Annotated in this window: 18 protein-coding genes and 3 tRNA genes; 10 read left to right on the top strand and 11 right to left on the bottom strand. The window is 72.6% G+C overall.

What is annotated here, in order from left to right; translation table 11 throughout:
• Nucleotides 1-8 precede the first annotated feature (8 nt).
• Nucleotides 9-767, bottom strand: a complete 759-nt coding sequence (locus ACGF3A_RS09005) for an SLATT domain-containing protein (protein WP_393727430.1) — start codon at nucleotides 765-767, stop codon at nucleotides 9-11.
• Nucleotides 768-962: 195 nt separating this feature from the next.
• On the opposite strand from ACGF3A_RS09005, the gene purD reads away from it, so the two are divergent.
• From purD to ACGF3A_RS08985, 4 genes are all read left to right on the top strand, one after another.
• The gene (gene purD / locus ACGF3A_RS09000; protein ID WP_393727428.1) at nucleotides 963-2234 is read left to right on the top strand and encodes a phosphoribosylamine--glycine ligase; all 1272 of its coding nucleotides are present in this window, start codon (nucleotides 963-965) and stop codon (nucleotides 2232-2234) included.
• Nucleotides 2235-2446: 212 nt separating this feature from the next.
• Complete coding sequence (locus ACGF3A_RS08995; protein ID WP_393727426.1) at nucleotides 2447-4276, top strand: hypothetical protein; 1830 nt, start codon at nucleotides 2447-2449, stop codon at nucleotides 4274-4276.
• Between the two features lie 129 nt (nucleotides 4277-4405).
• Nucleotides 4406-5986: a N,N-dimethylformamidase beta subunit family domain-containing protein gene (locus ACGF3A_RS08990; protein WP_393729050.1), complete on the top strand. Its 1581-nt coding sequence runs from the start codon at nucleotides 4406-4408 to the stop codon at nucleotides 5984-5986.
• Between the two features lie 101 nt (nucleotides 5987-6087).
• Complete coding sequence (locus tag ACGF3A_RS08985; protein WP_393727424.1) at nucleotides 6088-6987, top strand: phosphoribosylaminoimidazolesuccinocarboxamide synthase; 900 nt, start codon at nucleotides 6088-6090, stop codon at nucleotides 6985-6987.
• A 71-nt stretch (nucleotides 6988-7058) separates the two neighbouring features.
• Here the strand turns inward: ACGF3A_RS08985 and ACGF3A_RS08980 are convergent.
• From ACGF3A_RS08980 to ACGF3A_RS08945, 8 genes are all read right to left on the bottom strand, one after another.
• A tRNA-Gly gene (locus tag ACGF3A_RS08980) sits at nucleotides 7059-7131 on the bottom strand.
• A gap of 55 nt (nucleotides 7132-7186) precedes the next feature.
• Nucleotides 7187-7852 carry a response regulator gene (locus ACGF3A_RS08975; protein ID WP_393727422.1) on the bottom strand — a complete coding sequence of 222 codons (666 nt, stop codon included), beginning with the start codon at nucleotides 7850-7852 and terminating at the stop codon, nucleotides 7187-7189.
• A gap of 39 nt (nucleotides 7853-7891) precedes the next feature.
• The gene (locus tag ACGF3A_RS08970) at nucleotides 7892-9229 is read right to left on the bottom strand and encodes a sensor histidine kinase (RefSeq protein ID WP_393727420.1); all 1338 of its coding nucleotides are present in this window, start codon (nucleotides 9227-9229) and stop codon (nucleotides 7892-7894) included.
• A 28-nt stretch (nucleotides 9230-9257) separates the two neighbouring features.
• Nucleotides 9258-10043, bottom strand: coding sequence for an ABC transporter permease (locus ACGF3A_RS08965; RefSeq protein ID WP_393727418.1), 786 nt, complete (start codon nucleotides 10041-10043; stop codon nucleotides 9258-9260).
• Nucleotides 10040-10972, bottom strand: coding sequence for an ABC transporter ATP-binding protein (locus ACGF3A_RS08960; protein ID WP_393727416.1), 933 nt, complete (start codon nucleotides 10970-10972; stop codon nucleotides 10040-10042). The genes ACGF3A_RS08965 and ACGF3A_RS08960 overlap by 4 nt, the downstream gene beginning before the upstream one ends.
• A gap of 143 nt (nucleotides 10973-11115) precedes the next feature.
• A tRNA-Gly gene (locus ACGF3A_RS08955) sits at nucleotides 11116-11188 on the bottom strand.
• Between the two features lie 49 nt (nucleotides 11189-11237).
• Nucleotides 11238-11309, bottom strand: a tRNA-Gly gene (locus ACGF3A_RS08950).
• Between the two features lie 135 nt (nucleotides 11310-11444).
• Entirely contained in the window at nucleotides 11445-11762 is a 318-nt protein-coding gene (locus ACGF3A_RS08945) for an Lsr2 family protein (RefSeq protein WP_393727414.1), read from the bottom strand.
• 384 nt (nucleotides 11763-12146) lie between these two features.
• On the opposite strand from ACGF3A_RS08945, the gene purS reads away from it, so the two are divergent.
• From purS to ACGF3A_RS08925, 4 genes are all read left to right on the top strand, one after another.
• Complete coding sequence (gene purS, locus ACGF3A_RS08940; protein ID WP_393727412.1) at nucleotides 12147-12419, top strand: phosphoribosylformylglycinamidine synthase subunit PurS; 273 nt, start codon at nucleotides 12147-12149, stop codon at nucleotides 12417-12419.
• On the top strand, nucleotides 12416-13096 hold the full coding sequence (purQ, locus tag ACGF3A_RS08935; protein ID WP_393727410.1) for a phosphoribosylformylglycinamidine synthase subunit PurQ: 681 nt from the start codon (nucleotides 12416-12418) through the stop codon (nucleotides 13094-13096). The genes purS and purQ overlap by 4 nt, the downstream gene beginning before the upstream one ends.
• On the top strand, nucleotides 13093-15363 hold the full coding sequence (purL, locus tag ACGF3A_RS08930; protein WP_393727408.1) for a phosphoribosylformylglycinamidine synthase subunit PurL: 2271 nt from the start codon (nucleotides 13093-13095) through the stop codon (nucleotides 15361-15363). Before purQ ends, purL begins: the two co-directional genes overlap by 4 nt.
• Before the next feature lie 436 nt (nucleotides 15364-15799).
• Complete coding sequence (locus ACGF3A_RS08925) at nucleotides 15800-16615, top strand: sterol carrier family protein (protein ID WP_393727406.1); 816 nt, start codon at nucleotides 15800-15802, stop codon at nucleotides 16613-16615.
• Between the two features lie 8 nt (nucleotides 16616-16623).
• Here ACGF3A_RS08925 and ACGF3A_RS08920 read toward each other — a convergent pair whose 3' ends face one another.
• Complete coding sequence (locus ACGF3A_RS08920) at nucleotides 16624-18033, bottom strand: sulfatase-like hydrolase/transferase (RefSeq protein ID WP_393727404.1); 1410 nt, start codon at nucleotides 18031-18033, stop codon at nucleotides 16624-16626.
• 140 nt (nucleotides 18034-18173) lie between these two features.
• Entirely contained in the window at nucleotides 18174-18254 is an 81-nt protein-coding gene (locus tag ACGF3A_RS08915) for a putative leader peptide (protein WP_393729048.1), read from the bottom strand.
• Nucleotides 18255-18359: 105 nt separating this feature from the next.
• Between ACGF3A_RS08915 and purF the strand changes: the two genes are divergently transcribed.
• Complete coding sequence (gene purF / locus ACGF3A_RS08910) at nucleotides 18360-19904, top strand: amidophosphoribosyltransferase (protein WP_393727402.1); 1545 nt, start codon at nucleotides 18360-18362, stop codon at nucleotides 19902-19904.
• 88 nt (nucleotides 19905-19992) lie between these two features.
• A complete protein-coding gene (gene purM, locus ACGF3A_RS08905) occupies nucleotides 19993-21063 on the top strand; it encodes a phosphoribosylformylglycinamidine cyclo-ligase (protein ID WP_393727400.1) in 1071 nt (356 codons plus the stop codon).
• Nucleotides 21064-21072 lie beyond the last annotated feature (9 nt).

The following is a 21072-nucleotide window of genomic DNA, read 5'->3' as shown; positions in this document are numbered from 1 at the left end:
CAGGCCGGTCAGCCCTCGGGCGGCCGCTGCCGGGGCATCTGCGGCCTGGTGCCAGGGGCGCCCGGTGCGCCGGGGAACGGGGGCGGCGGGAAGCGGTTCCACCGCGGACCGCCCCCGCCCCCGCCGCCCCCGTTCCCCTGACCCGCTCCGGCCGCGCGCAGGGCCCGCGCGCCGCCGTGCAGATGCAGCGGACCCGACCGCGTGCGGAACTCGACCATCCAGTCCGCCGTCTCGGCCCGCACGATCTCCTCGACGTCCTCGGCGAAGCGCCGCAGCACCGCGAGCGACCGGTCGGCCGCCTCGCCCGCCGTCCCCTCCGCGGGCCCGAGCACCTCCCGCACGCGCTCGGCCGCCCAGTCGTACTGCAGCACCGCGAGCCGCGCCCGTACGGCCTGGGCCGTGGCGATGTCCCGCATCCAGCCGGAGGTCAGCCCCAGGCAGCGGTCGGCGGCGAGGCACACCGCGGCGCCCAGCAGCGCCAGATACCCCCACCAGGGCCCGGCGCCCGACGGGCCCAGCCGCACGCCCGCGGGGCCCAGCAGCGGCAGGAGCCCGCCCACCGCGCCGCCGCCCACCGCGCAGACGCGCAGCGCGCGCGCCCCTCGGCGCTTCCACACGCGGTCGTCGAGATACCGGGCCACCACGGTCAGCGCACCCTGCTCCACCCACTGGTACAGCTCGTCCAGGCGCTCCGCCGGCTCCGCCCAGTCCCCGACCGGGAAGGCCCGTCCCAGCAGATCCCCGGGCCGCATCTCCGGCTGACTCACCCGCACTCCCCACACTCGGAGCTGACCTCGGACCCCCCTTCATACCGCCGCCCACCCGCCCGGGAACGGCCCCCGCACCCCGCCCGGACCCCCGGCCACCCCCGGAACCCCCGCCTGCCCAGGCCCGCAGGCCCGTGCCGGGGCCCTCCCCTCTCACCCGAAAGAGGCGCCACGCCCGCCCGCTAGGCTGAGCGCGTGAGGATCCTGGTCATTGGCGGCGGTGCCCGCGAACACGCAATCTGTCGCTCGCTCTCCCTCGACCCCGAGGTCACGGCCGTGCACTGCGCGCCGGGCAACGCGGGGATCGCGGAGGTCGCGACGCTCCACCCCGTCGATGCGCTCGACGGCGAGGCCGTCGCCGATCTGGCGGTCTCGGACGAGGTGCGGGCCGACCTCGTCGTCGTCGGCCCGGAGGCCCCGCTCGTCGCGGGCGTCGCCGATGTCGTACGGGAGCGCGGCGTCCCCGTCTTCGGCCCGTCGGCGGAGGCCGCGCGGCTGGAGGGCTCGAAGGCGTTCGCCAAGGACGTGATGGCGGCGGCGGGCGTCCCGACGGCGCGCAGCTACGTGTGCGCGACCCCGCAGGAGGCCGACGCCGCGCTCGACGCCTTCGGCCCGCCGTACGTCGTGAAGGACGACGGGCTGGCCGCGGGCAAGGGCGTCGTCGTCACGGACGACATCGAGCAGGCCCGCGCGCACGCGCGGGACTGCGGCGGCGCGGTCGTCATCGAGGAGTTCCTGGACGGCCCCGAGGTCTCCCTCTTCGCGCTCACCGACGGCGAGAGCGTCGTCCCGCTCCAGCCCGCGCAGGACTTCAAGCGGGCCTACGACGCGGACAAGGGCCCCAACACCGGCGGCATGGGCGCCTACTCGCCGCTGCCCTGGGCCGACCCGAAGCTGGTGGACGAGGTCGTCGCCACGGTCCTCGAACCGACCGTGAACGAGCTCCGCCGCCGCGGCACCCCCTTCTCCGGGCTGCTCTACGCGGGCCTGGCGATCACCTCGCGCGGGGTGCGGGTCATCGAGTTCAACGCCCGCTTCGGCGACCCCGAGACCCAGGCGGTGCTGGCCCGGCTGAAGACGCCGCTGGGCGGCTTCCTGCTCGCGGCCGCCACTGGGCGGCTCGCCGACTTCCCGGCGCTGCGCTGGAGCGACGGCGCGGCGGTCACGGTCGTCGTCGCCGCCCACGACTACCCGGCGAAGCCCCGTACGGGCGACCGCATCGAGGGACTCGACGAGGTGGCCGGGCAGGACGGCCCCGAGGCGTACGTGCTGCACGCGGGCACGAAGCGGGACGCGGACGGGCACCTCGTCAGCGCGGGCGGCCGGGTGCTCTCCGTCACCGCGACGGGCACGGACCTGCGGCAGGCCCGCGAGCGCGCGTACGCCGCGGTGGAGCGCGTCCGGCTCGACGGCTCGCACCACCGCTCGGACATCGCGAAGGAGGCGGCGGAGGACTCCGCGGCCTGACCCAGGGTGGCCCGGGGTGGCGCGACGGGATGGCGAAAGTGTCCATATCCCGTGGACGACTCGTGGGCAAGACCTCTCCCCAAAGCCATTCCATCGAGTGACCGCGCCCTTGTCCGGCTGACGGTCCCGCATGCCCCAACTAGGGTTCCGCACAAGCGGTATGGACCAAGCGCGTCCGACTGGCGCAGCGCGCATTGCGGTGTCGGTGGGCGATGCCACAGTGGGTGGGAAGCCGGAGAAGCCGGAAGTCCGCGACGTTGTCGGGGGTGTGTGAGCTCGTGGCTGGGGTTGGTCAGCAGGCGGACGCGCGGTCGGCGCGCGCCCACGCCCTCGCGGTGCTGCGGATCCGCAGCTCGGCGCTGGGCGCGGCGCTGCTGCCCGCCGCGGTGGCCGTCATCCTCCTCGCGGGGCGTACGACGGGTCATCTGGGCCCGGCGTGGGACGCCCCGCGCTGGATCGTCACGGGCGTGGCGCTCGCGGTCCTCGCGGCCGCCGCCGCGGCCGCGGCCGTGATCGCGCGGGCCAGACCCGCCGTCTCGCCCACCGTCCCGGTGGAGGAGCGCGCGGCCCCGGATCTGTACGCGCTGGTGAGGGACCTCGCCGACCGGCTCGACGTGCCCGCGCCCTCGGCCCTCGCGCTCACCCCCGACTGCGACAGCTGGCTGGAGGACCGCACCCACCCGGCCCAGTCCGAGGGCGGCGGGCGCGGCCTGCGCCCCCGCTCCCGGGAGGAGGCGCCGGTGCTGGTCGTCGGCTCGCCCTTCCTGTGGTGGATGCGGGTCGCCGAGCTGCGCGCGCTGCTCGCGCCCGTCGTCGCGGGCACGGGACCGTCCGCGCACCCCGACATAGCCGCGGCCCGCCGCTTCGTGCGCGGGCTGGACGCCGCGGTGGCCGTGGCCGAGCGCGCGCGGACGACGAGTTCGGGCGCGGGCATCGGCACGGGCCTGCGGCTGGTCGGCGTCCTCGCCCGGCTGATGCTCCGCGCCAGCGGGCCGCACGCGGCCGAGATGGAGCGCGGCGTCGCCGCCGCGGCCTCCGAGCGCGCCCAGAGCGTGGACTACGGGCTGCGGGTGGTGGCCCAGGAGCAGGTCGGCCTGGCGTACGCGGGCTGGGACCGGCTCCTCACCCGCGTCGCGCTGCCCGCCTGGCGGCTCGGCCTGTGGCCCTCGCGGCTGGACGCCGGGGTCGTCTCGGCGCTGACCGAGCTCTCCCGCCGCGACCGCCTCGCGGAGGGCTTCACCTCCCGCCTCGGCGAGCGCCCCGCCTGTGACCTGCTGGAGGAGCCCGGCGCGGTCGACGGGGCCGTCTCGCTCCTCGCCGCCCGCCTCTTCCACGGCCCCCGGCCGACCCCGGGCCCGGGCGGCGCGGCCCCCGAGTGGACGCCGGTCGAGTGGTCGGCGTATCCGGAGGAGGTCGTGGACCGCATCTGGCGCACCGAGGCGGCCCGCCTCTTCGACGCGCTCGCGGACTCGGCGCCGACGACCGCCTCCGGCGACGGGCCCGCCGGGACGGAGCGCGGGGACCACGGCCGTACGGGCGTCCGTACGGGCGGTCGTACGGACGAGGGCGACGAGCTGTGCGGCCCGACCCTCGCCCGGGTCCTCGACCACCTCACCGGAGCGGGGCACGGCGAGGCGCTCGCCGCCCGCATCAGCGCCGACGTGGCCCGCGAGGAGGCCGCGGGGGCGGGCGAGCCGGGCGCCCCGGCCGGAGCGGGCGGCGTGGGCACCGTCCCGGGCGCGGGGGACATGCTTCCCGCGCCCCCGGCCCCGATGGGCCTCCCGCTGCGGCCGCCCCGCAGCGGCCGGGAGCTGCTGACCGACCACGTCACGGCGGCGGTCTGCTGCGCGGCCGTGGACACCGCGGGCGGTGCCCCCGGGCTGGACTGGCTGGACGGGCCGACGCTGCTGGTCGCGGGCGAGCGGCGCACCGACCTCTCGCGGCCGGTGCTGGCCCTCGTGGAGGAGGGGGACGCGGAGCCGTTGCGCGAGTGGCTCGCGGCCGTCGGCGTGCGCCCCGACAAGCCCGTGCGCCTCGTCTGAGAGATCAACTCCAGCCAATTCGCCACGAACGGTGACCGAGTGCTCGCGTAATGTGATGTGCTGTCTGCCGTCAGCAACTCGTGACAAAGGGAGCGACGCGGGGCGAGCAGGAGGGGCCGGGTGAAGCAGGTGGGGTCCGAGCACAGGGGGCAGACCGAGCACGCCGAGTACACCGAGCAGATCCGCAGATGGGAATCGGGAGCGCTCGCGCACGCCGTCACCGATCCCTTCGGCCAGGGCCCCCTGCCCTGGCTCCGGGTCAGTGAGCACTACTTCGAGAACGGCCGCCTCGTGCCCTGGTACGTCGAGTGTCTCGACCCGGCCCCCGGCCAGACCACCGGCACCCCCGAGCTGGTCCGCGGCCGCGAGGGCGGCAACCGGCTGCTGGCGCCCCCGCGCCCCCGCCGGGGCTCGCGCAGCGGGCCGACGACCGCCGACGACGTCCGGTGCCAGATCAAGGGCTTCGCCTCCGTCGCGGGCGGCACCATGCCCGGCGAGTCCATCGACTTCCGCATCACCGTCAATCCGCCCCAGCCCTTCGGCGTCGACGTCTACCGCATCGGGCACTACGGGGGCGACGGCGCCCGGAAGATCACCACCAGCCCCCGCCTCTCCGGCATCCAGCAGCCCGCGCCGCTCACCGCCGACCGCACCGTCTCCTGCCACCACTGGTGGCTCTCCTGGCGCCTCCAGATCCCGGAGTACTGGTCGTCGGGGGCCTATGTCGCCGTCCTCACCACCGCCGACGGCCACCGCTCCCACATCCCCTTCACGGTCCGCGACCGCGACCCCGCCGACCTGCTGCTCGTCCTCCCGGACGTGACCTGGCAGGCGTACAACCTCTTCCCCGAGGACGGCAGCACCGGCGCCAGCCTCTACCACGCGTGGGACACCGACGGCCGTCTCCTCGGCGAGGAGGACGCCGCCGTCACCGTCTCCTTCGACCGGCCCTACGCGGGCGCGGGCCTGCCCCTCCACGTGGGCCATGCCTACGACTTCATCCGCTGGGCGGAGCGGTACGGGTACGACGTGGCGTACGCGGACACCCGCGACCTCCACGCGGGCGTCGTCGACCCCGCCCGCTACCGGGGCCTGATCTTCCCCGGCCACGACGAGTACTGGTCGGTGCCCATGCGCCGCGCCGCCGAGAAGGCCCGCGACAGCGGCACGTCCCTCGTCTTCCTCTCCGCCAACACCATGTACTGGCAGGTCGAGCTGGACGCCCTGCCGTCCGGCGCCCCCGACCGCCTCCTCACCTGCCGAAAGCGCCGGGGCACGGGCCGCGCGGCCCTCTGGCGCGAGCAGGGCGAGGCCGAGCAGTCGCTCCTCGGCATCCAGTACGCGGGCCAGGTCCGCCGGCCCTCGCCCCTCGTCGTGCGGAACGCGGAGCACTGGCTCTGGGACGCGACGGGCGCGGGGGAGGGCGACGAGCTGCCGGGCCTCGTCGCGGGCGAGGCCGACCGCTATTTCCCCCGCACGAGCCTGCCGGACCACGCCGAGCGGATCCTGCTGGCCCACTCCCCGTACCGGGACGGCGGCGGCACCCGGCGCCACCAGGAGACGTCCCTCTACCGCGCCCCGTCCGGCGCCCTCGTCTTCGCCTCCGGCACCTTCGCCTGGTCCCCGGCGCTCAACCGGCCTGGCCATGTGGACGAGCGGGTCCAGCGGGCGACGGCCAATCTGCTCGACCACATCTGCAAGCGCGACTGACTCCCGGACCGGCTCCCCGGGTACTCGCGCGAAGGCCACCCCCGGCCGTACGGGAGAATCGGCCGCAGGGAGTACGTCGGCTGCCCCGGGAGGAAGAGAACGTGAGCGGATTCGTCGAGAAGCCCGAACCTGTGCAGGTGCCCCACCTCACGCACCTGCACACCGGCAAGGTCCGGGACCTCTACCAGAACGAGGACGGTGACCTCGTGATGGTCGCCAGCGACCGCGTCTCCGCCCACGACTGGGTGCTCCCGACCGAGATCCCGGACAAGGGCCGCGTCCTCACCCGGCTCTCCCTGTGGTGGTTCGACCAGCTCGCGGACCTGATCCCGAACCACGTCCTCGGCACGGACGTCCCCGAGGGCGCCCCCGCCGACTGGGAGGGGCGGACCACGGTCTGCAAGTCCCTGCGGATGGTCCCCGTCGAGTGCGTCGCCCGCGGCTATCTCGCGGGCTCGGGCCTCGCCGAGTACGAGACGAGCCGTACGGTCTGCGGACTCGCCCTCCCCGAGGGCCTGGAGAACGGCTCCGAGCTGCCGGGCCCCCTCTTCACCCCCGCCACCAAGGCGGCCGTCGGCGACCACGACGAGAACGTGGCGTACGAGGAGGTCGCCCGCCAGGTCGGCCCCGAGGCCGCGGCCGAGCTGCGCCAGGCCACCCTCGCCGCGTACGACAGGGCGCGGGACATCGCGAAGGACCGGGGCATCATCCTGGCGGACACCAAGTTCGAGTTCGGCTGGGACGGCGACGTCCTGACCCTCGCCGACGAGGTGCTGACCCCCGACTCCTCCCGCTTCTGGCCCGCCGACACGTGGCAGCCGGGCCGCTCGCAGCCCTCCTTCGACAAGCAGCCGATCCGCGACTGGCTGGTCTCGCCCGAGTCCGGCTGGGACCGCGCCTCCGAGGAGCCGCCGCCCCCGCTCCCCGAGGAGGTCGTGGCCGCGACCCGCGCCCGCTACATCGAGGCGTACGAGCGCCTGACCGGCGTCCCCTGGTCGTAACCGCACGGCGTACGGCACGGCCGTACGGCGAAGGGCCCCGGTCCGAAGACCGGGGCCCTTCCGTTTCCCTGAGCGGACGACGAGGCTCGAACTCGCGACCTCAACCTTGGCAAGGTTGCGCTCTACCAACTGAGCTACGTCCGCATCACCCACGGGTCGCCCCGTGTGCGCGCCCCAGTATAGCCAGTCCCGGGGGCGCTCAGATCCACCCCCGCTCGCGGGCCATCCGGACCGCCGCGTGCCGGTTCTCGGCCCCGATCTTCGACGCGGCGGCGGAGAGGTAGTTGCGCACCGTGCCCTGGGTGAGCGAGGCCCGTGTGGCGATCTCCGCGATGGGCGCCCCGTCGGCCGCCAGCTCCAGCAGCTCGGCCTCGCGCGCGGAGAGCGGGGAGTCCCCGGCGCTGATCGCGTCGGCGGCCAGCTCGGGGTCCACGTACCGGTTGCCGTCGCGGACCGTACGGATGATCTCCGCGAGCTGCCGCGCGGACGCCGTCTTCGGCACGAACCCGCGTACGCCCACCGCCAGCGCCCGCTTCAGATGCCCGGGGCGGCCATGGCTGGTCACGATCATCGTCCGGCACTCCGGCAGCGTCTCCCGCAGCTCCGCCGCGACCCGCACCCCGTCGGCGCCGGGCATCTGGAGGTCGAGCACCGCCACGTCGGGCCGGTGCGCACGGGCCATCGCCAGCGCCTCGGGCCCGGAGGCGGCCTCGGCGACGATCGCGAGGTCCTCCTCCAGCGCGAGCAGCGCGGCCAGCGCCCCGCGGATCAGATGCTCGTCGTCAGCCAGCAGCACCCGGATGGGCGGCGCCCCGCCCGCGTGCTGCCCCTGACCCCCGTCGCTCCCGTCGCCCACGACCCTCATCTTCCTCACCCTCGCCGATCGCCCTGTGCGCCCCCGTACTCATGCCGCCCTGCCGTCTCCCGCGTCCCGCTTGCTCGCCTCACCGCCCGCCCGGCGCTCGGCCCCGGGCCGCTCGTCCGGCTCGCTCCCGCCCGTCGCGGGTTCCGTGTCGTCCGCCGGGACCTCCGCGCGGAGCCGGAACGTGCCGTTGCCGTCGTGGCCCGCGGTCAGGGTGCCGCCGAGTGCGGCCAGGCGTTCGCGCAGGCCAGGGAGGCCCGAGCCGCCCTCCGGCGGACCCGCGTCGCCCCGCGCCCCGTCGTTCTCGACCTCCACCACGACCGTCCCGGCCCCGTGCCGTACCCGTACGGTGCAGCGCATGGCGTCCGCGTGCCGCAGGACGTTGGTGGCGGCCTCGCGGACCACCCAGCCCAGCGCCGACTGGACGCGTGGCGGTACGTCCACGTCGGCGCCCTCGATACGGCAGTCGACCCCGGCGGCGCGCAGCACCCCGCGCGCCCCGGTCAGTTCGGTGTCGAGCCCGGCCTCGCGGTAGCCGCGGACGACCTCGCGCACCTCGGTCTGGGACTCCCGCGCGAGCCGCTGCACCTCGTTCATCTGCTCGACGGCCTTCTCCGCCGCCTCGGGCCCGCGCCGCGCGAGCTGGACGGCGAGTTCGCTCTTGAGCGCGATGACCGACAGATTGCGGCCCATCACGTCGTGCAGGTCGCGGCCGAAGCGGAGCCGCTCCTCCGCGACGGCCAGCCGCGAGCGCGCCTCGCGGGCGTCGGCCAGCTCCCGCATCACGGAGATGTACCAGGCGGAGGAGCGCGGCGTGAACAGGTTCACGAGGCTGCCCAGGAGCATCACGAACGCGCTGCCGATCAGGTCGCCCGTCCCCATCCCGGCCACGGCGAACGCCACCAGCACGAGCACCACGTACGCGCCCATGACCTGGACCGCCCTGCGCCACGGCACCGTCAGCCCGTAGACGCCGGAGATCGGCGCCAGCACCCCGAACATGGTCATGCCCGGCGCCTGCACGTCATCCAGCGGGACCGTGGCGACCACCGCGGTCACCAGCGCGGTCAGCGTCAGCGTCGTCACCGCGAACAGCACGACCCACCGGCGCGGCGGCTCCGTATCGCCCAGATAGCAGTCCAGGCTCTCGCGCAGCGCCCGCCCCACGAGCAGGCACTGCGCGAGCCCGATCGCCGCGATCGTCCACGCCAGCGCGGTGCCCGTGGAGGAGTGCTGGGTCGCGGGGAAGAGCTGCGGGGTGCCGCCGACGTAGAACGCCCAGGGGGTGACGTTGAGCATCCAGCGCGTGGTGGTCTCCACCTGGTCATGGCTGCTGCGCCGGTACCACCCGCGCCGCTTGTCCCTGGCCCAGCCGATCACTGTCTCTCCTGTCCACCGTGTCGCCGTCTCAGTGGCGAGGCTCCCAGCGGAACCACCGTCGTACAGCAAACACCCCGAGCGCGATCCACAACACCGCCGTACCCAGCGCGCGCAGCGTGTCCGCCGCGTCGAGCTGCCCGGTCCAGCCGGCCCGCAGCAGGTCGACGACGGGCGTCAGCGGCAGCAGACGGCAGATGTCGGCCACCCGGTCGGGCAGGATCTCCAGCGGTACGAACATGCCAGAGCCGATCAGGCTCACCATCATCAGCGGCATCGCCGTGAGCTGCGCCATCTCCGTCGTACGGGTCATGGCCGCGGTCGCCACCGCGAGCACCACCATCATCGGCAGGCCCAGCATCAGCCCGGCGATCATCAGGTCGGGCCGCTCGGGCGCCCCGAGGTCCATCACGACCGAGCCGCCGACCATCAGCACCACGGCCTGGACCAGCCCGATGCCCACGGCGGGCAGCGCGGCGGCGGCCAGTATCTCCGGCTCGCTCGCCTGTCCGGTCCGCAGCCGCTTGAGCACCAGCTCCTCGCGGCGCGCGACATAGACGCCCAGCAGATTGCTGTAGACCGCGAAGATCAGCACCATCCCGATCGAGCCGGGCAGCACGGCTGTCCCGAGGGAGAGCCCGTTCTCGGCGAGCTGGTCCTTCGGCATCGTCTGCTTCATCGAGAAGGTCAGGCCGATGGGCAGCGTCAGCGCCACGAAGAGCGCCGCCTTGTTCCGCAGGAGCAGCGTCAGCTCGGCCCGTCCCAGCGCCAGCATCCGGTTCGCCGAGGCCCTGCTCACCATCGTCGTCGCACTCATGCGAGCGCCCCCTCCTTCACGCTTCCCGCTCCGGTCGTCTCCGCCTCGGCGATCTCCAGGAACGCCTCCTCCAGCGAGGCCGAGCGCGCCTGGAGTCCCTCCAGCACGACGCCCTCGTCCCGCGCCCACAGCAGCAGTTCGGTCAGGGACTCCTGCAGCTCCTGCGTCTTCACGGAGACCGTCCGCCCGTCCACGGCGGCGGGCACGGTCAGCGGCAGCCGCTCGGGCGCCACCCCGGCGGGCAGCTTGAACCGGATACGGGACGGCCGCGCGGCGACGACCTGTTCCGGCGTCCCGGACGTGACGATCTCCCCGCCCCGCATGATCGCCAGGCGGTCGGCCAGCTGTTCGGCCTCCTCCAGGTAGTGCGTGGTCAGCAGCACCGTCGTGCCCTCGGCGCGCAGCGCCCGTACCAACTCGGCCGTCTCCTGGCGCCCTTCGGGGTCCATGCCGGTCGTCGGCTCGTCGAGGAAGAGCACCTCGGGCCGCCCGATCAGCGCCAGCGCCAGGTCCAGCCGCCGCCGCTCGCCGCCGGAGAGCTGCTTGACGCGTACGTCGGCGCGCCTGGCCAGCCCCACCAGCTCCAGCACCTCGGGCACGGGCCGCGCCTCGGCCATGCACCCCGCCCACATCCTCGCGGTCTCGGCGACGGTCAGCTCGGACGGGAAGCCGCCCTCCTGCAGCATCACGCCGGTACGCGGCCGTACGAACGCGCGCTCGGTGAACGGGTCGAAGCCCAGCACCCGCACCTGGCCCGCGCTGGGCTTCGCCAGCCCCTCCAGCACCTCGACGGTGGACGTCTTGCCCGCGCCGTTGGTGCCGAGGAGCGCGAAGATCTCGCCCTCCCGCACGGAGAACGAGATGCCGCGCACCGCCTCGTACCCGCCCTCGTACCGCCGTTTCAGTCCCTCAACCTCGATCGCGTCCATGCCTTCAGCCTTCCGCCCGGGAAGGGGGGCGGACGATGCGCGGCGTCATGGGTGCGTATGACGAATGTCATCAGGGGCCCGAGATCCGGGGGACGGCATGAAGAAGGGCCCCGGTCCAACGACCGGGGCCCTTCTCCTACTTGAGCGGACGACGAGGCTCGAACTCGCGACCTCAACCTTGGCAAGGTTGCGCTCTACCAACTGAGCTACGTCCGCACTGCCCTCACTGTACCCGACCGGCGGAGCCGGGGGTCCAGGGAAAGAGAGCGGGTGACAGGAATCGCACACTGCGCCTCCCCCTTGGAAAGGGGGCGCTCTACTACTGAGCTACACCCGCGTGTCCGTGAGGCCTTCCCCGTTTCCGGGGCCGCCCTCGCGGCGTGCCTGAACTTTAGCCGATCACAGGGGGTCGATGGCAAGTCGGTGGAACGAAGAGGACGAAGGGGGCGGAAACCCCCCTCGGTCCTCCCGCTCACCGGGACGCGTTGAACGCCTCGTAGATCTTCTTGGGGATGCGTCCCCGCGCCGGGACCTCGTACCCGTTCGACTCCGCCCAGGCCCGCACCGCGCGGGGGTCGGGCGCGACGGAGGTGCGGTGGTACGTCTTGCCGGACTTCGCACGCTTACGCCCCGCCTCGACATAGGGCGCGAGGTCCTTGCGGAGTCGCTTCGCATTGTCGGTGTTGAGGTCGATCTCGTACGACTTCCCGTCGAGTCCGAAGGAGACCGTCTCCGCCGCTTCCCCGCCGTCGATGTCATCGGAGAGTGTGACCACTACGCGCTGTGCCACGGATATCGGTCCTTCCTTCAGGATCACGAAAGGGATCACTCCGCCTTTCCGTCCGGCACGCCGGGGGGACTTGACCTCCCATGACGCGCACTGCCGGAACCGGCTGACTCAACCAGCCGTCGGAGTGAGTCCCGCTATAGGGGACGGGTCGATTTTCTGGTGTGCGAGTGCCTGCGGCAGCAGGCATTGCAATGCTGTGCGCGAATTTCTGAGCGGAACCGCGCCGCAATCGGGACCATACGTTTTCCCCGGCCGTTTTCCCAGTGCTTCACGAACTCTAGGCGCGATCGTCACGTATATCAACGCGCGTAGATTTTCGAGCCGGGTACGCTGGCCAGCGCAGCCTCACCGCCGCGCCCCCGCGCAGAACACCTAGGAGTACCCGTGGCTCGCGTCGTAGTCGACGTCATGCTGAAGCCCGAGATCCTCGACCCCCAGGGACAGGCGGTGCAGCGCGCACTGCCCCGCCTGGGCTTCGAGGGAATCGCCGATGTCCGCCAGGGCAAGCGCTTCGAGCTGGAAGTGGAGGGATCCGCTGACCAGCTGGACGACGCGGCCCTCGCCCGTATCCGGGAGATGGCGGAGACCTTTCTCGCCAACACCGTGATCGAGGACTTCACCGTCCGCGTCGAGGAGTCCGAAGGAGCCACGGCGTGACCACCCGTATCGGCGTCGTCACATTTCCCGGTTCCCTCGATGATCGTGACGCGGCGCGCGCGGTCCGTATCGCGGGCGCCGAAGCCGTTCCGCTCTGGCACCGCGACAAAGGTCTGCACCAGGTCGACGCGGTCGTACTCCCGGGCGGATTCTCGTACGGCGACTATCTGCGGTGCGGGGCAATTGCCCGCTTCTCGCCGGTGATGGAGAGCGTGATCGAACAGGCCAGGGCCGGAATGCCGGTTCTCGGTATCTGCAACGGCTTCCAGGTGCTGTGCGAATCCCATCTGCTGCCGGGTGCCCTGACGCGCAACGACCACCTGCACTTCATCTGCCGGGACCAGCGCCTGCGCGTCGAGAACGCGGCCACGGCCTGGACGTCCGACTACGCGGCGGGCGACGAGATCACCGTCCCGCTCAAGAACGGCGAGGGCGGCTTCGTCGCGGACGAGCGCACCCTGGACGAACTGGAGGCCGAAGGCCGCGTCGTCTTCCGGTATCTGGACGTCAACCCCAACGGCTCCCGCCGCGACATCGCCGGCATCACCAACGAGGCCGGGAACGTCGTCGGCCTGATGCCCCACCCGGAGCACGCCGTCGAGTCCCTCACCGGGCCCACGACCGACGGGCTCGGCTTCTTCACCTCCGTCCTCAAGAAGCTGGTCACGCACGCATGAGCACCTCTCATCTGGACACGGTCACCCACGCCGAGCAGACCCCCGACAGCGACCAGCCCTGGGCCGAACTCGGGCTGAAGCGCGACGAGTACGACCGTATCCGCGAGATCCTCGGCCGCCGCCCGACCGGCGCCGAGCTCGCCATGTACTCGGTCATGTGGTCCGAGCACTGCTCGTACAAGAGCAGCAAGGTCCATCTGAAGCAGTTCGGCGAGAAGGCCCCGACCGAGGGCCCCGGCGCCGAGGCCATGCTCGTCGGCATCGGCGAGCAGGCGGGCGTCGTGGACGTCGGCCAGGGCTACGCGGTCACCTTCAAGGTCGAGTCCCACAACCACCCGTCGTACGTCGAGCCCTACCAGGGCGCGGCCACCGGCATCGGCGGCATCGTCCGCGACATCATCGCGATGGGCGCCCGCCCCGTCGCCGTCATGGACCCGCTGCGCTTCGGCGCCGCCGACCACCCCGACACGAAGCGGGTGCTGCCCGGAGTCGTCGCCGGAATCGGCGGCTACGGCAACTGCCTGGGGCTCCCGAACATCGGCGGCGAGGTCGTCTTCGACGACTGCTATCAGGGCAACCCGCTGGTCAACGCGCTGTGCGTCGGCGTCATGAAGCACGAGGACATCCACCTCGCGAAGGCCGCCGGGACCGGCAACAAGGTCGTCCTCTACGGCGCCCGCACGGGCGGCGACGGCATCGGCGGCGCCTCGATCCTCGCCTCGGAGACCTTCGACGACGCGAAGCCCTCGAAGCGCCCGGCGGTCCAGGTGGGCGACCCCTTCCAGGAGAAGCTGCTCATCGAGTGCACCCTGGAGGCGTTCCACGCCGACCTCGTCGTCGGCATCCAGGACCTCGGCGCGGCCGGACTCTCCTGCGCCACCAGCGAGCTGGCCTCCAACGGCTCCGGCGGCATGCGCGTCGAGCTGGACGACGTGCCGCTGCGCGACTCCTCGCTCTCCCCCGAGGAGATCCTGATGAGCGAGTCGCAGGAGCGGATGTGCGCGGTCGTCGAGCCGGGCAAGGTCGAGGACTTCCTCGCCATCTGCGAGAAGTGGGAGGTCACCGCCACCGTCATCGGTGAGGTCACCGACGGCGAGCGGCTGGAGATCTTCTGGCACGGCGAGAAGATCGTCGACGTCGACCCGAAGACGGTCGCGCACGAGGGCCCTGTCTACGAGCGCCCGTACGCGCGCCCCGACTGGCAGGACGCGCTCCAGGCCGACGACCCGGCCAAGCTGCCGCGCCCGACGGGCGGCGAGGAACTGAGGGCGGCGGCCCTGGCCCTCATCTCCTCCCCGAACCAGGCGTCGAAGTCCTGGATCACCGACCAGTACGACCGCTACGTCCTCGGCGACACGGTGCTCGCGCAGCCGGAGGACGGCGGCATGATCCGTATCGACGAGGCGACCGGTCTCGGCGTCGCCGTCTCCACGGACGGCAACGGGCGGTACGCGAAGCTCGACCCGTACGAGGGAGCGCGCCTGGCGCTCGCGGAGTCGTACCGCAACGTCGCCGCGACCGGCGCGCGCCCCCTCGCCGTCACCGACTGCCTCAACTTCGGCTCGCCCGAGGACCCGGCGGCGATGTGGCAGTTCGCCGAGGCGACGCGCGGCCTCGCGGACGCCTGCCGAGAGCTGGGCACGCCGGTGACGGGCGGGAACGTCTCCCTCTACAACCAGACGGGCGAGGCCGCGATCCACCCGACCCCTGTGGTGGGTGTCCTCGGCGTCATCGACGATGTCACGCGCCGTACGCCCATGGCGTTCCGCGACGAGGGCCACCTGCTCTACCTGCTCGGGGAGACGTCGGAGGAGTTCGGCGGCTCGGCGTGGTCGCAGGTCGCCCACGGCCACCTCGGCGGCACGCCGCCCCGCGTGGACCTGGACCGCGAGCGGCTCCTCGCCGAGATCCTGATCTCTGCCTCGCGCGACGGCATGGCCGACGCGGCGCACGACCTCTCGGACGGCGGTCTGGTCCAGGCCCTCGCCGAGTCCTGCCTGCGCGGCGGAAAGGGAGCCCGAATCGTAGTCCCGGACGACCTCGACCCCTTCGTCTTCCTCTTCTCCGAGTCGCAGGGCCGCGCGGTCGTCGCGATTCCGCGCAGCGAGGAGGTCCGCTTCACGGACATGTGCGCGGCGCGCGCCCTTCCGGCCACCCGTATCGGCGTGGTCGACGGCAACGCCCTGGAGATCCAGGACCACTTCACGCTGCCGCTGAGCGATCTCCGCTCAGCACACGAGAAGACGCTCCCGGAACTCTTCGCCTGACGCCGAAAGAGCGAAAAGGGGGTGCCTCCTACAGGGGGGGCACCCCCTTTGCTCCTCCCTCGGCTGCGCTTGCGAGCTCTGCGCTTCTCCCTTCGCCCACTGTGCTTGTGAGCTCTGCGCTTCTCCCTCCGCTGAGCTTGGGAAGTCTGCGCAAGGCGCAGGGTTGGCAAGCGCAGCCCCCTGCGCCGGGTGCCCCGCGTAACGGGGCCGCGCCCGGCGTGCCCCGGTCTGTGCTTCGCGGACTGCGAGTGCGTCGTGGCTTGTCGCGCAGTTCCCCGCGCCCCTTAGGGAACAGGGGCAAGCCCCGATGTGTCGTGACCGGTCGCGCCCACGCGGCGGAGCCGCAAAGTAAACACAGCCCCGTGCCCCTGGGCGGGGCAGGGGTACCCCCTGAAGCTACGGGCGGCCCCGGAGAGGGCTGGGTAGTCTCACCGGCATGCCGTCCGTCAGCAGAAAAGACAGGAAGCCCCGGACGTACGACCCGGCGAAGACGCGCAAGGCACTCATCGCCCAGGTCGAGGCCGTGGCCGAGGCCGCGCACCGGCTCACGCCCGAGCAGCGCGCGCTGCCCACCGCGCTCCCCGGCTGGGACGTGCACCACCTGCTCGTCCACATCGCACTCCAGATCGACGCCGTGCCCCGTTTCCTCGCCAGGCCCGAGTTGTCAGAGGCGAAGAGCCCCGAGGTCTCCCTCGCCTCCTGGGCGCGGGCCACCGCGACCGTCGCCGACCGGCTCGACGCGCAGACCCGCGAGGACGCCGCCACCTGCGAGGACGGCGCGGCCCGTATCGACGCGGCGGTCGCCGAGCTGGAGCCGGTCATCGAGGCCGCGGTCCGCGAGGACCTGCTGATCCCGCACCCGTTCGGCGCGATGCGCATGCACGACTTCACCGTGACCCGCCTCGTCGAGCTGGTCGTGCACAGCGACGACCTGGCCCGTGCGACCGGCACCCGCGTCCACCTGGACCGGCAGGCCCTCGCGGCCACCGTCCGGCTGCTCGCCGACGCGCTCGCGGCGAAGGCGCCCGGCGGGTCCGTGGAGGTGCGGATCCCGCCGTTCGCCGTCGTCCAGGCCGTCGAGGGCCCGCGCCACACCCGCGGCACCCCGCCCAACGTGGTGGAGGCCGACCCGCTCACCTGGCTGCGTCTCGCCACGGGCCGTACGGCGTGGGACGAGGTGCTGGGCACGGCCCACCTCTCCGCGAGCGGCGAGCGCGCCGACCTCTCGGGGCTGCTGCCGGTCCTGGGCTGACTGCCGGTTCAGTCCGGATACGGCAGCAGCGTGCGGTCGGTCCGTTCCCACGCGCTCTTGAGGGTGGCCGTCAGCCTCTTCTCCTCGCCCGCCCTGTCCGCCTGCTCGCGCGGATCACGGCCGAGGTGGAAGAGCTGGTCGGCGCCGTCATTGCCGCGGTAGTACTTCCAGTCGCCGCGACGCAGCGCCCGTTCGCCCCGTACCCGCCAGAACAGATCGCGCTCGCGGAGCCGTTCGCCGCGCAGCAGGTACCCGGCGAGGCTGGTGCCGTCCAGGGGGTACGCCCGGTCGGGGCGGGCGCCCGCGAGCTCCAGCAGGGTCGCCGTCCAGTCGGGGGAGTAGACCGGCTCGTGGCTGACCTGCCGCCCGTCGATCCGTGCGGGCCAGCGCAGGACGGTCGGCACCCGGATGCCGCCCTCCTGGAGCGAGCCCTTGTTCCCGGAGAGCGGCCAGTTGTACGACCAGCGTTCGCCGCCGTTGTCGCTGGCGAAGACGACGAGGGTGTCCTTCTCCTGGCCGGACCGGCGCAGCGCGGCCAGCACCTCGCCGACCGAGCGGTCGAGGTCCTCGACCATCGTCCGGTACGTCGCGAGGGAGCCGCCGTCCGCGTGCCAGAGGGCCCGCTTGTCGCCCGCCTTGATCCGCCGGACGATCTCGGCGCTGCCCTCGGTGTCGCCGTCGGTGATCCAGGGCCAGTGCGGGGTCGTGAAATTGAGGTTCAGCAGCCAGGGTCTCCCCTGTTCACGCCCCGCCCGTTCGACGTGCTCGACGGCGCGCTCGGTGAGGATCCGGGTGTAGTAGCGCAGGTCCTTGTACGTGGCGTCGCCCTCGTACAGGTCGTATTCGCCCCCGCCGCCGAGCTTCGAGTAGTACTCCAGCGCGCCGCCGAAGTTCCCGAAGAAGGTGTCCCAGCCGGAGCGGGTCGGGCTGTGGTCGGGCAGGAAGCCGCAGTGCCACTTGCCGATCAGCGCCGTGGAGTACCCGGCGTCGCGCAGCAGCGAGGCGAGCGTGGGGTGGCGGGGGTCGAGCCCGGCGCCCTTGTCCGCGATGGGCTCGGCGAGCCCGCCCTCCGTACGGCCGGGGAAGCGGCCGGTGTAGAGCGCGAAGCGGGTGGGGGAGCAGGTCGCGGAGCCGGAGTACGCCTGCGTGAACCGCACGCCGTCGCGCGCGAGCCGGTCCAGGTGCGGGGTACGGATCCCGGTCGCGGCCTGGGAGCCGTACGAGGACAGATCGGCCCAGCCCAGGTCGTCGCCGAGGACGAAGAGGATGTTGGGGCGGGGGGAGTGCCGCGCGGGGGCGGCACGGAACGGACGTTCGTGGTGTTCGTCCTGAGCGAGGGCGGTGCCGGTCGGGAGGACGGCCGTGGCGGCACCGGCGCCGGCCAGTCCGCCCAGGGCTCGTCGGGATATTCCAGGCATGGGAGATCTCCAGGTGCAGCAGCGTGCGCGCAAGTGGATCTACGGGCTCCGGCCGGTGCGGACGTGGCGAATGTCACCGCGCACACGGCGGCCCGTGTCAGAAAAGGGAGGGAGAAACGTGAACAGCGCGACAGAAGCGCTTACGCGCAGCGACAGATGGCGCTCGCGACGTGACCGAGGTCCACGTGACGGCGCTGCACCAGGGTCGGCTGGGGCTGCATGGGCGGGATCCTGACGGCGAAACGGTGCAGGCGTCAAGTACCCCCCGGCGCCGCGGACCGTTCCCCGGTTCGGCCCATCCCGGCACCTGTCCTAGACTCGATGGCGTGCCACGTGGTGACGGACGACTCAACCACGACCTCCTCCCCGGCGAGAAAGGTCCCCAGGACGCCTGTGCGGTATTCGGCGTCTGGGCCCCCGGAGAAGAGGTCGCGAAGCTCACGTACTTCGGGCTGTACGCACTGCAACACCGCGGTCAGGAATCCGCGGGCATCGCGGTGAGCAACGGCTCCCAGATTCTCGTCTTCAAGGACATGGGCCTGGTTTCCCAGGTCTTCGACGAAACCTCTCTCGGTTCCCTCAAGGGCCATATCGCGGTCGGTCACGCCCGCTATTCGACGACGGGCGCCTCCGTGTGGGAGAACGCCCAGCCGACGTTCCGCGCGACAGCGCACGGCTCCATCGCCCTGGGCCACAACGGAAACCTGGTCAATACGGCGGAGCTGGCCGAAATGGTCGCCAAGCTCGCCGTGAACGGGAACGGGCGCGCGACCCAGGTCGCCGCGACCAACGACACGGACCTGGTCACCGCTCTCCTCGCGGGCCAGACCGCGGAGGACGGCACCCCGCTGACCGTCGAGCAGGCGGCGCCGAAGGTGCTGCCGCAGGTCCAGGGCGCGTTCTCCATGGTGTTCATGGACGACCACACGCTCTACGCCGCTCGGGACGCGCAGGGCATCCGCCCCCTCGTCCTCGGCCGCCTGGAGCGCGGCTGGGTCGTGGCGAGCGAGACCTCGGGCCTCGACATCGTCGGCGCCAGCTTCATCCGGGAGATCGAGCCGGGCGAGCTGGTGGCCATCGACGAGAACGGGCTGCGCTCCACCCGCTTCGCGGAGGCAAAGCCCAAGGGCTGCGTCTTCGAGTACGTCTATCTCGCCCGCCCCGACACCGACATCGCGGGCCGGAACGTGTACCTCTCCCGCGTGGAGATGGGCCGCAAGCTCGCCGCGGAGGCCCCGGCCGACGCGGACCTGGTGATAGCGACTCCGGAGTCCGGCACCCCGGCCGCGGTCGGTTACGCCGAGGCGAGCGGGATCCCGTACGGCGTGGGCCTGGTCAAGAACAGCTACGTCGGCCGGACCTTCATCCAGCCGAGCCAGACCATCCGCCAGCTCGGTATCCGGCTCAAGCTCAATCCGCTCAAGGAAGTCATCCGCGGCAAGCGCCTGGTGGTCGTCGACGACTCGATCGTCCGCGGCAACACCCAGCGCGCCCTGGTCCGGATGCTCCGCGAGGCGGGCGCCGCCGAGGTCCACGTCCGGATCAGCTCGCCGCCGATCAAGTGGCCGTGCTTCTTCGGCATCGACTTCGCCACCCGCGCCGAGCTGATCGCCAACGGCCTCTCGGTCGAGGAGATCGGCAAGTCCCTGGGCGCCGACTCGCTCTCGTACATCTCCACCGACGGCATGATCGAGGCGACCACGATCGCCAAGCCGAACCTGTGCCGTGCGTGCTTCGACGGCGAGTACCCGATGGAGCTGCCCGACCCGGAACTGCTGGGCAAGCACCTGCTGGAGTCCGAGACGGACGTCGACGGCGTCAGCACCCTGACGGCCGGAGTGGGCGCCTCGGACGCGCTCAAGAGGCCCTAGCAAGGTTGTGGGCAATCGTTCCGCGGGGCGGAACGGGTGGGCACAACCGGCCTGCACCCATTCACGAAGAGACGCGAGACGAAACCTCATGACCACCAATTCTCCTGGCGCGAGCTATGCCGCCGCAGGCGTAGACATCGAAGCGGGCGACCGCGCGGTCGACCTCATGAAGGAATGGGTCAAGAAGACCCAGCGCCCCGAATCACTCGGGGCGCTGGGCGGCTTCGCCGGCCTCTTCGACGCCTCCCGCCTCAAGGGCTACGCCCGCCCGCTGCTGGCCTCGGCGACCGACGGCGTCGGCACCAAGGTCGCGCTGGCCCAGCGCATGGACATCCACGACACCATCGGCCACGACCTGGTCGCGATGGTCGTGGACGACCTGGTCGTCTGCGGCGCCGAGCCGCTGTTCATGACGGACTACATCTGCGTCGGCAAGGTCGTGCCCGAGCGCGTGGCCCAGATCGTGAAGGGCATCGCCGAGGGCTGCGTCCTGGCGGGCTGCTCGCTGGTCGGCGGCGAGACCGCCGAGCACCCGGGCCTGCTGGGTCCCGACGAGTACGACGTCGCGGGCGCGGGCACCGGCGTGGTGGAGGCGGACGCGCTGCTGGGCCCGGATCGCATCCGTACGGGCGACGTGGTGCTCGCGATGGCCTCGTCGGGGCTTCACTCGAACGGGTACTCGCTGGTCCGGCACGTCGTCTTCGACCGCGCGGGCTGGGCGCTGGACCGCGAGGTGGCCGAGTTCGGCCGCACCCTCGGCGAGGAGCTGCTGGAGCCCACCAAGATCTACTCGCTGGACTGCCTGGAACTCGCCCGTACGACGGAGGTGCACGCCTTCTCGCACATCACCGGCGGCGGGCTCGCGAACAACCTCGCGCGGGTGGTCCCGGACGGGCTGCACGCGACCGTGGACCGCGCGAGCTGGACCCCGGCGCCGGTCTTCGACGTCGTCGCGAAGGCGGGCGACGTGGCCCGTGAAGAGCTGGAGAAGACGCTCAACATGGGCGTCGGCATGATCGCCGTCGTGCCGCAGGAGTCGGTGGCCCCCGCGCTCGCCACCCTGGCCGACCGGGGCGTGGACGCCTGGGTCGCGGGTGAGATCGGCGAGCGGGCAGGCCGCACCGAGGCAGTGACGCTCACCGGGGACCATGCGCGCTGAGTGCGGCGC

This window comes from Streptomyces sp. NPDC048172 (assembly GCF_043202595.1).
GTDB lineage: Bacteria > Actinomycetota > Actinomycetes > Streptomycetales > Streptomycetaceae > Streptomyces.
Note: the sequence above shows the minus strand (reverse complement) of the source record. Positions and strands in the feature narration are given on the sequence as shown.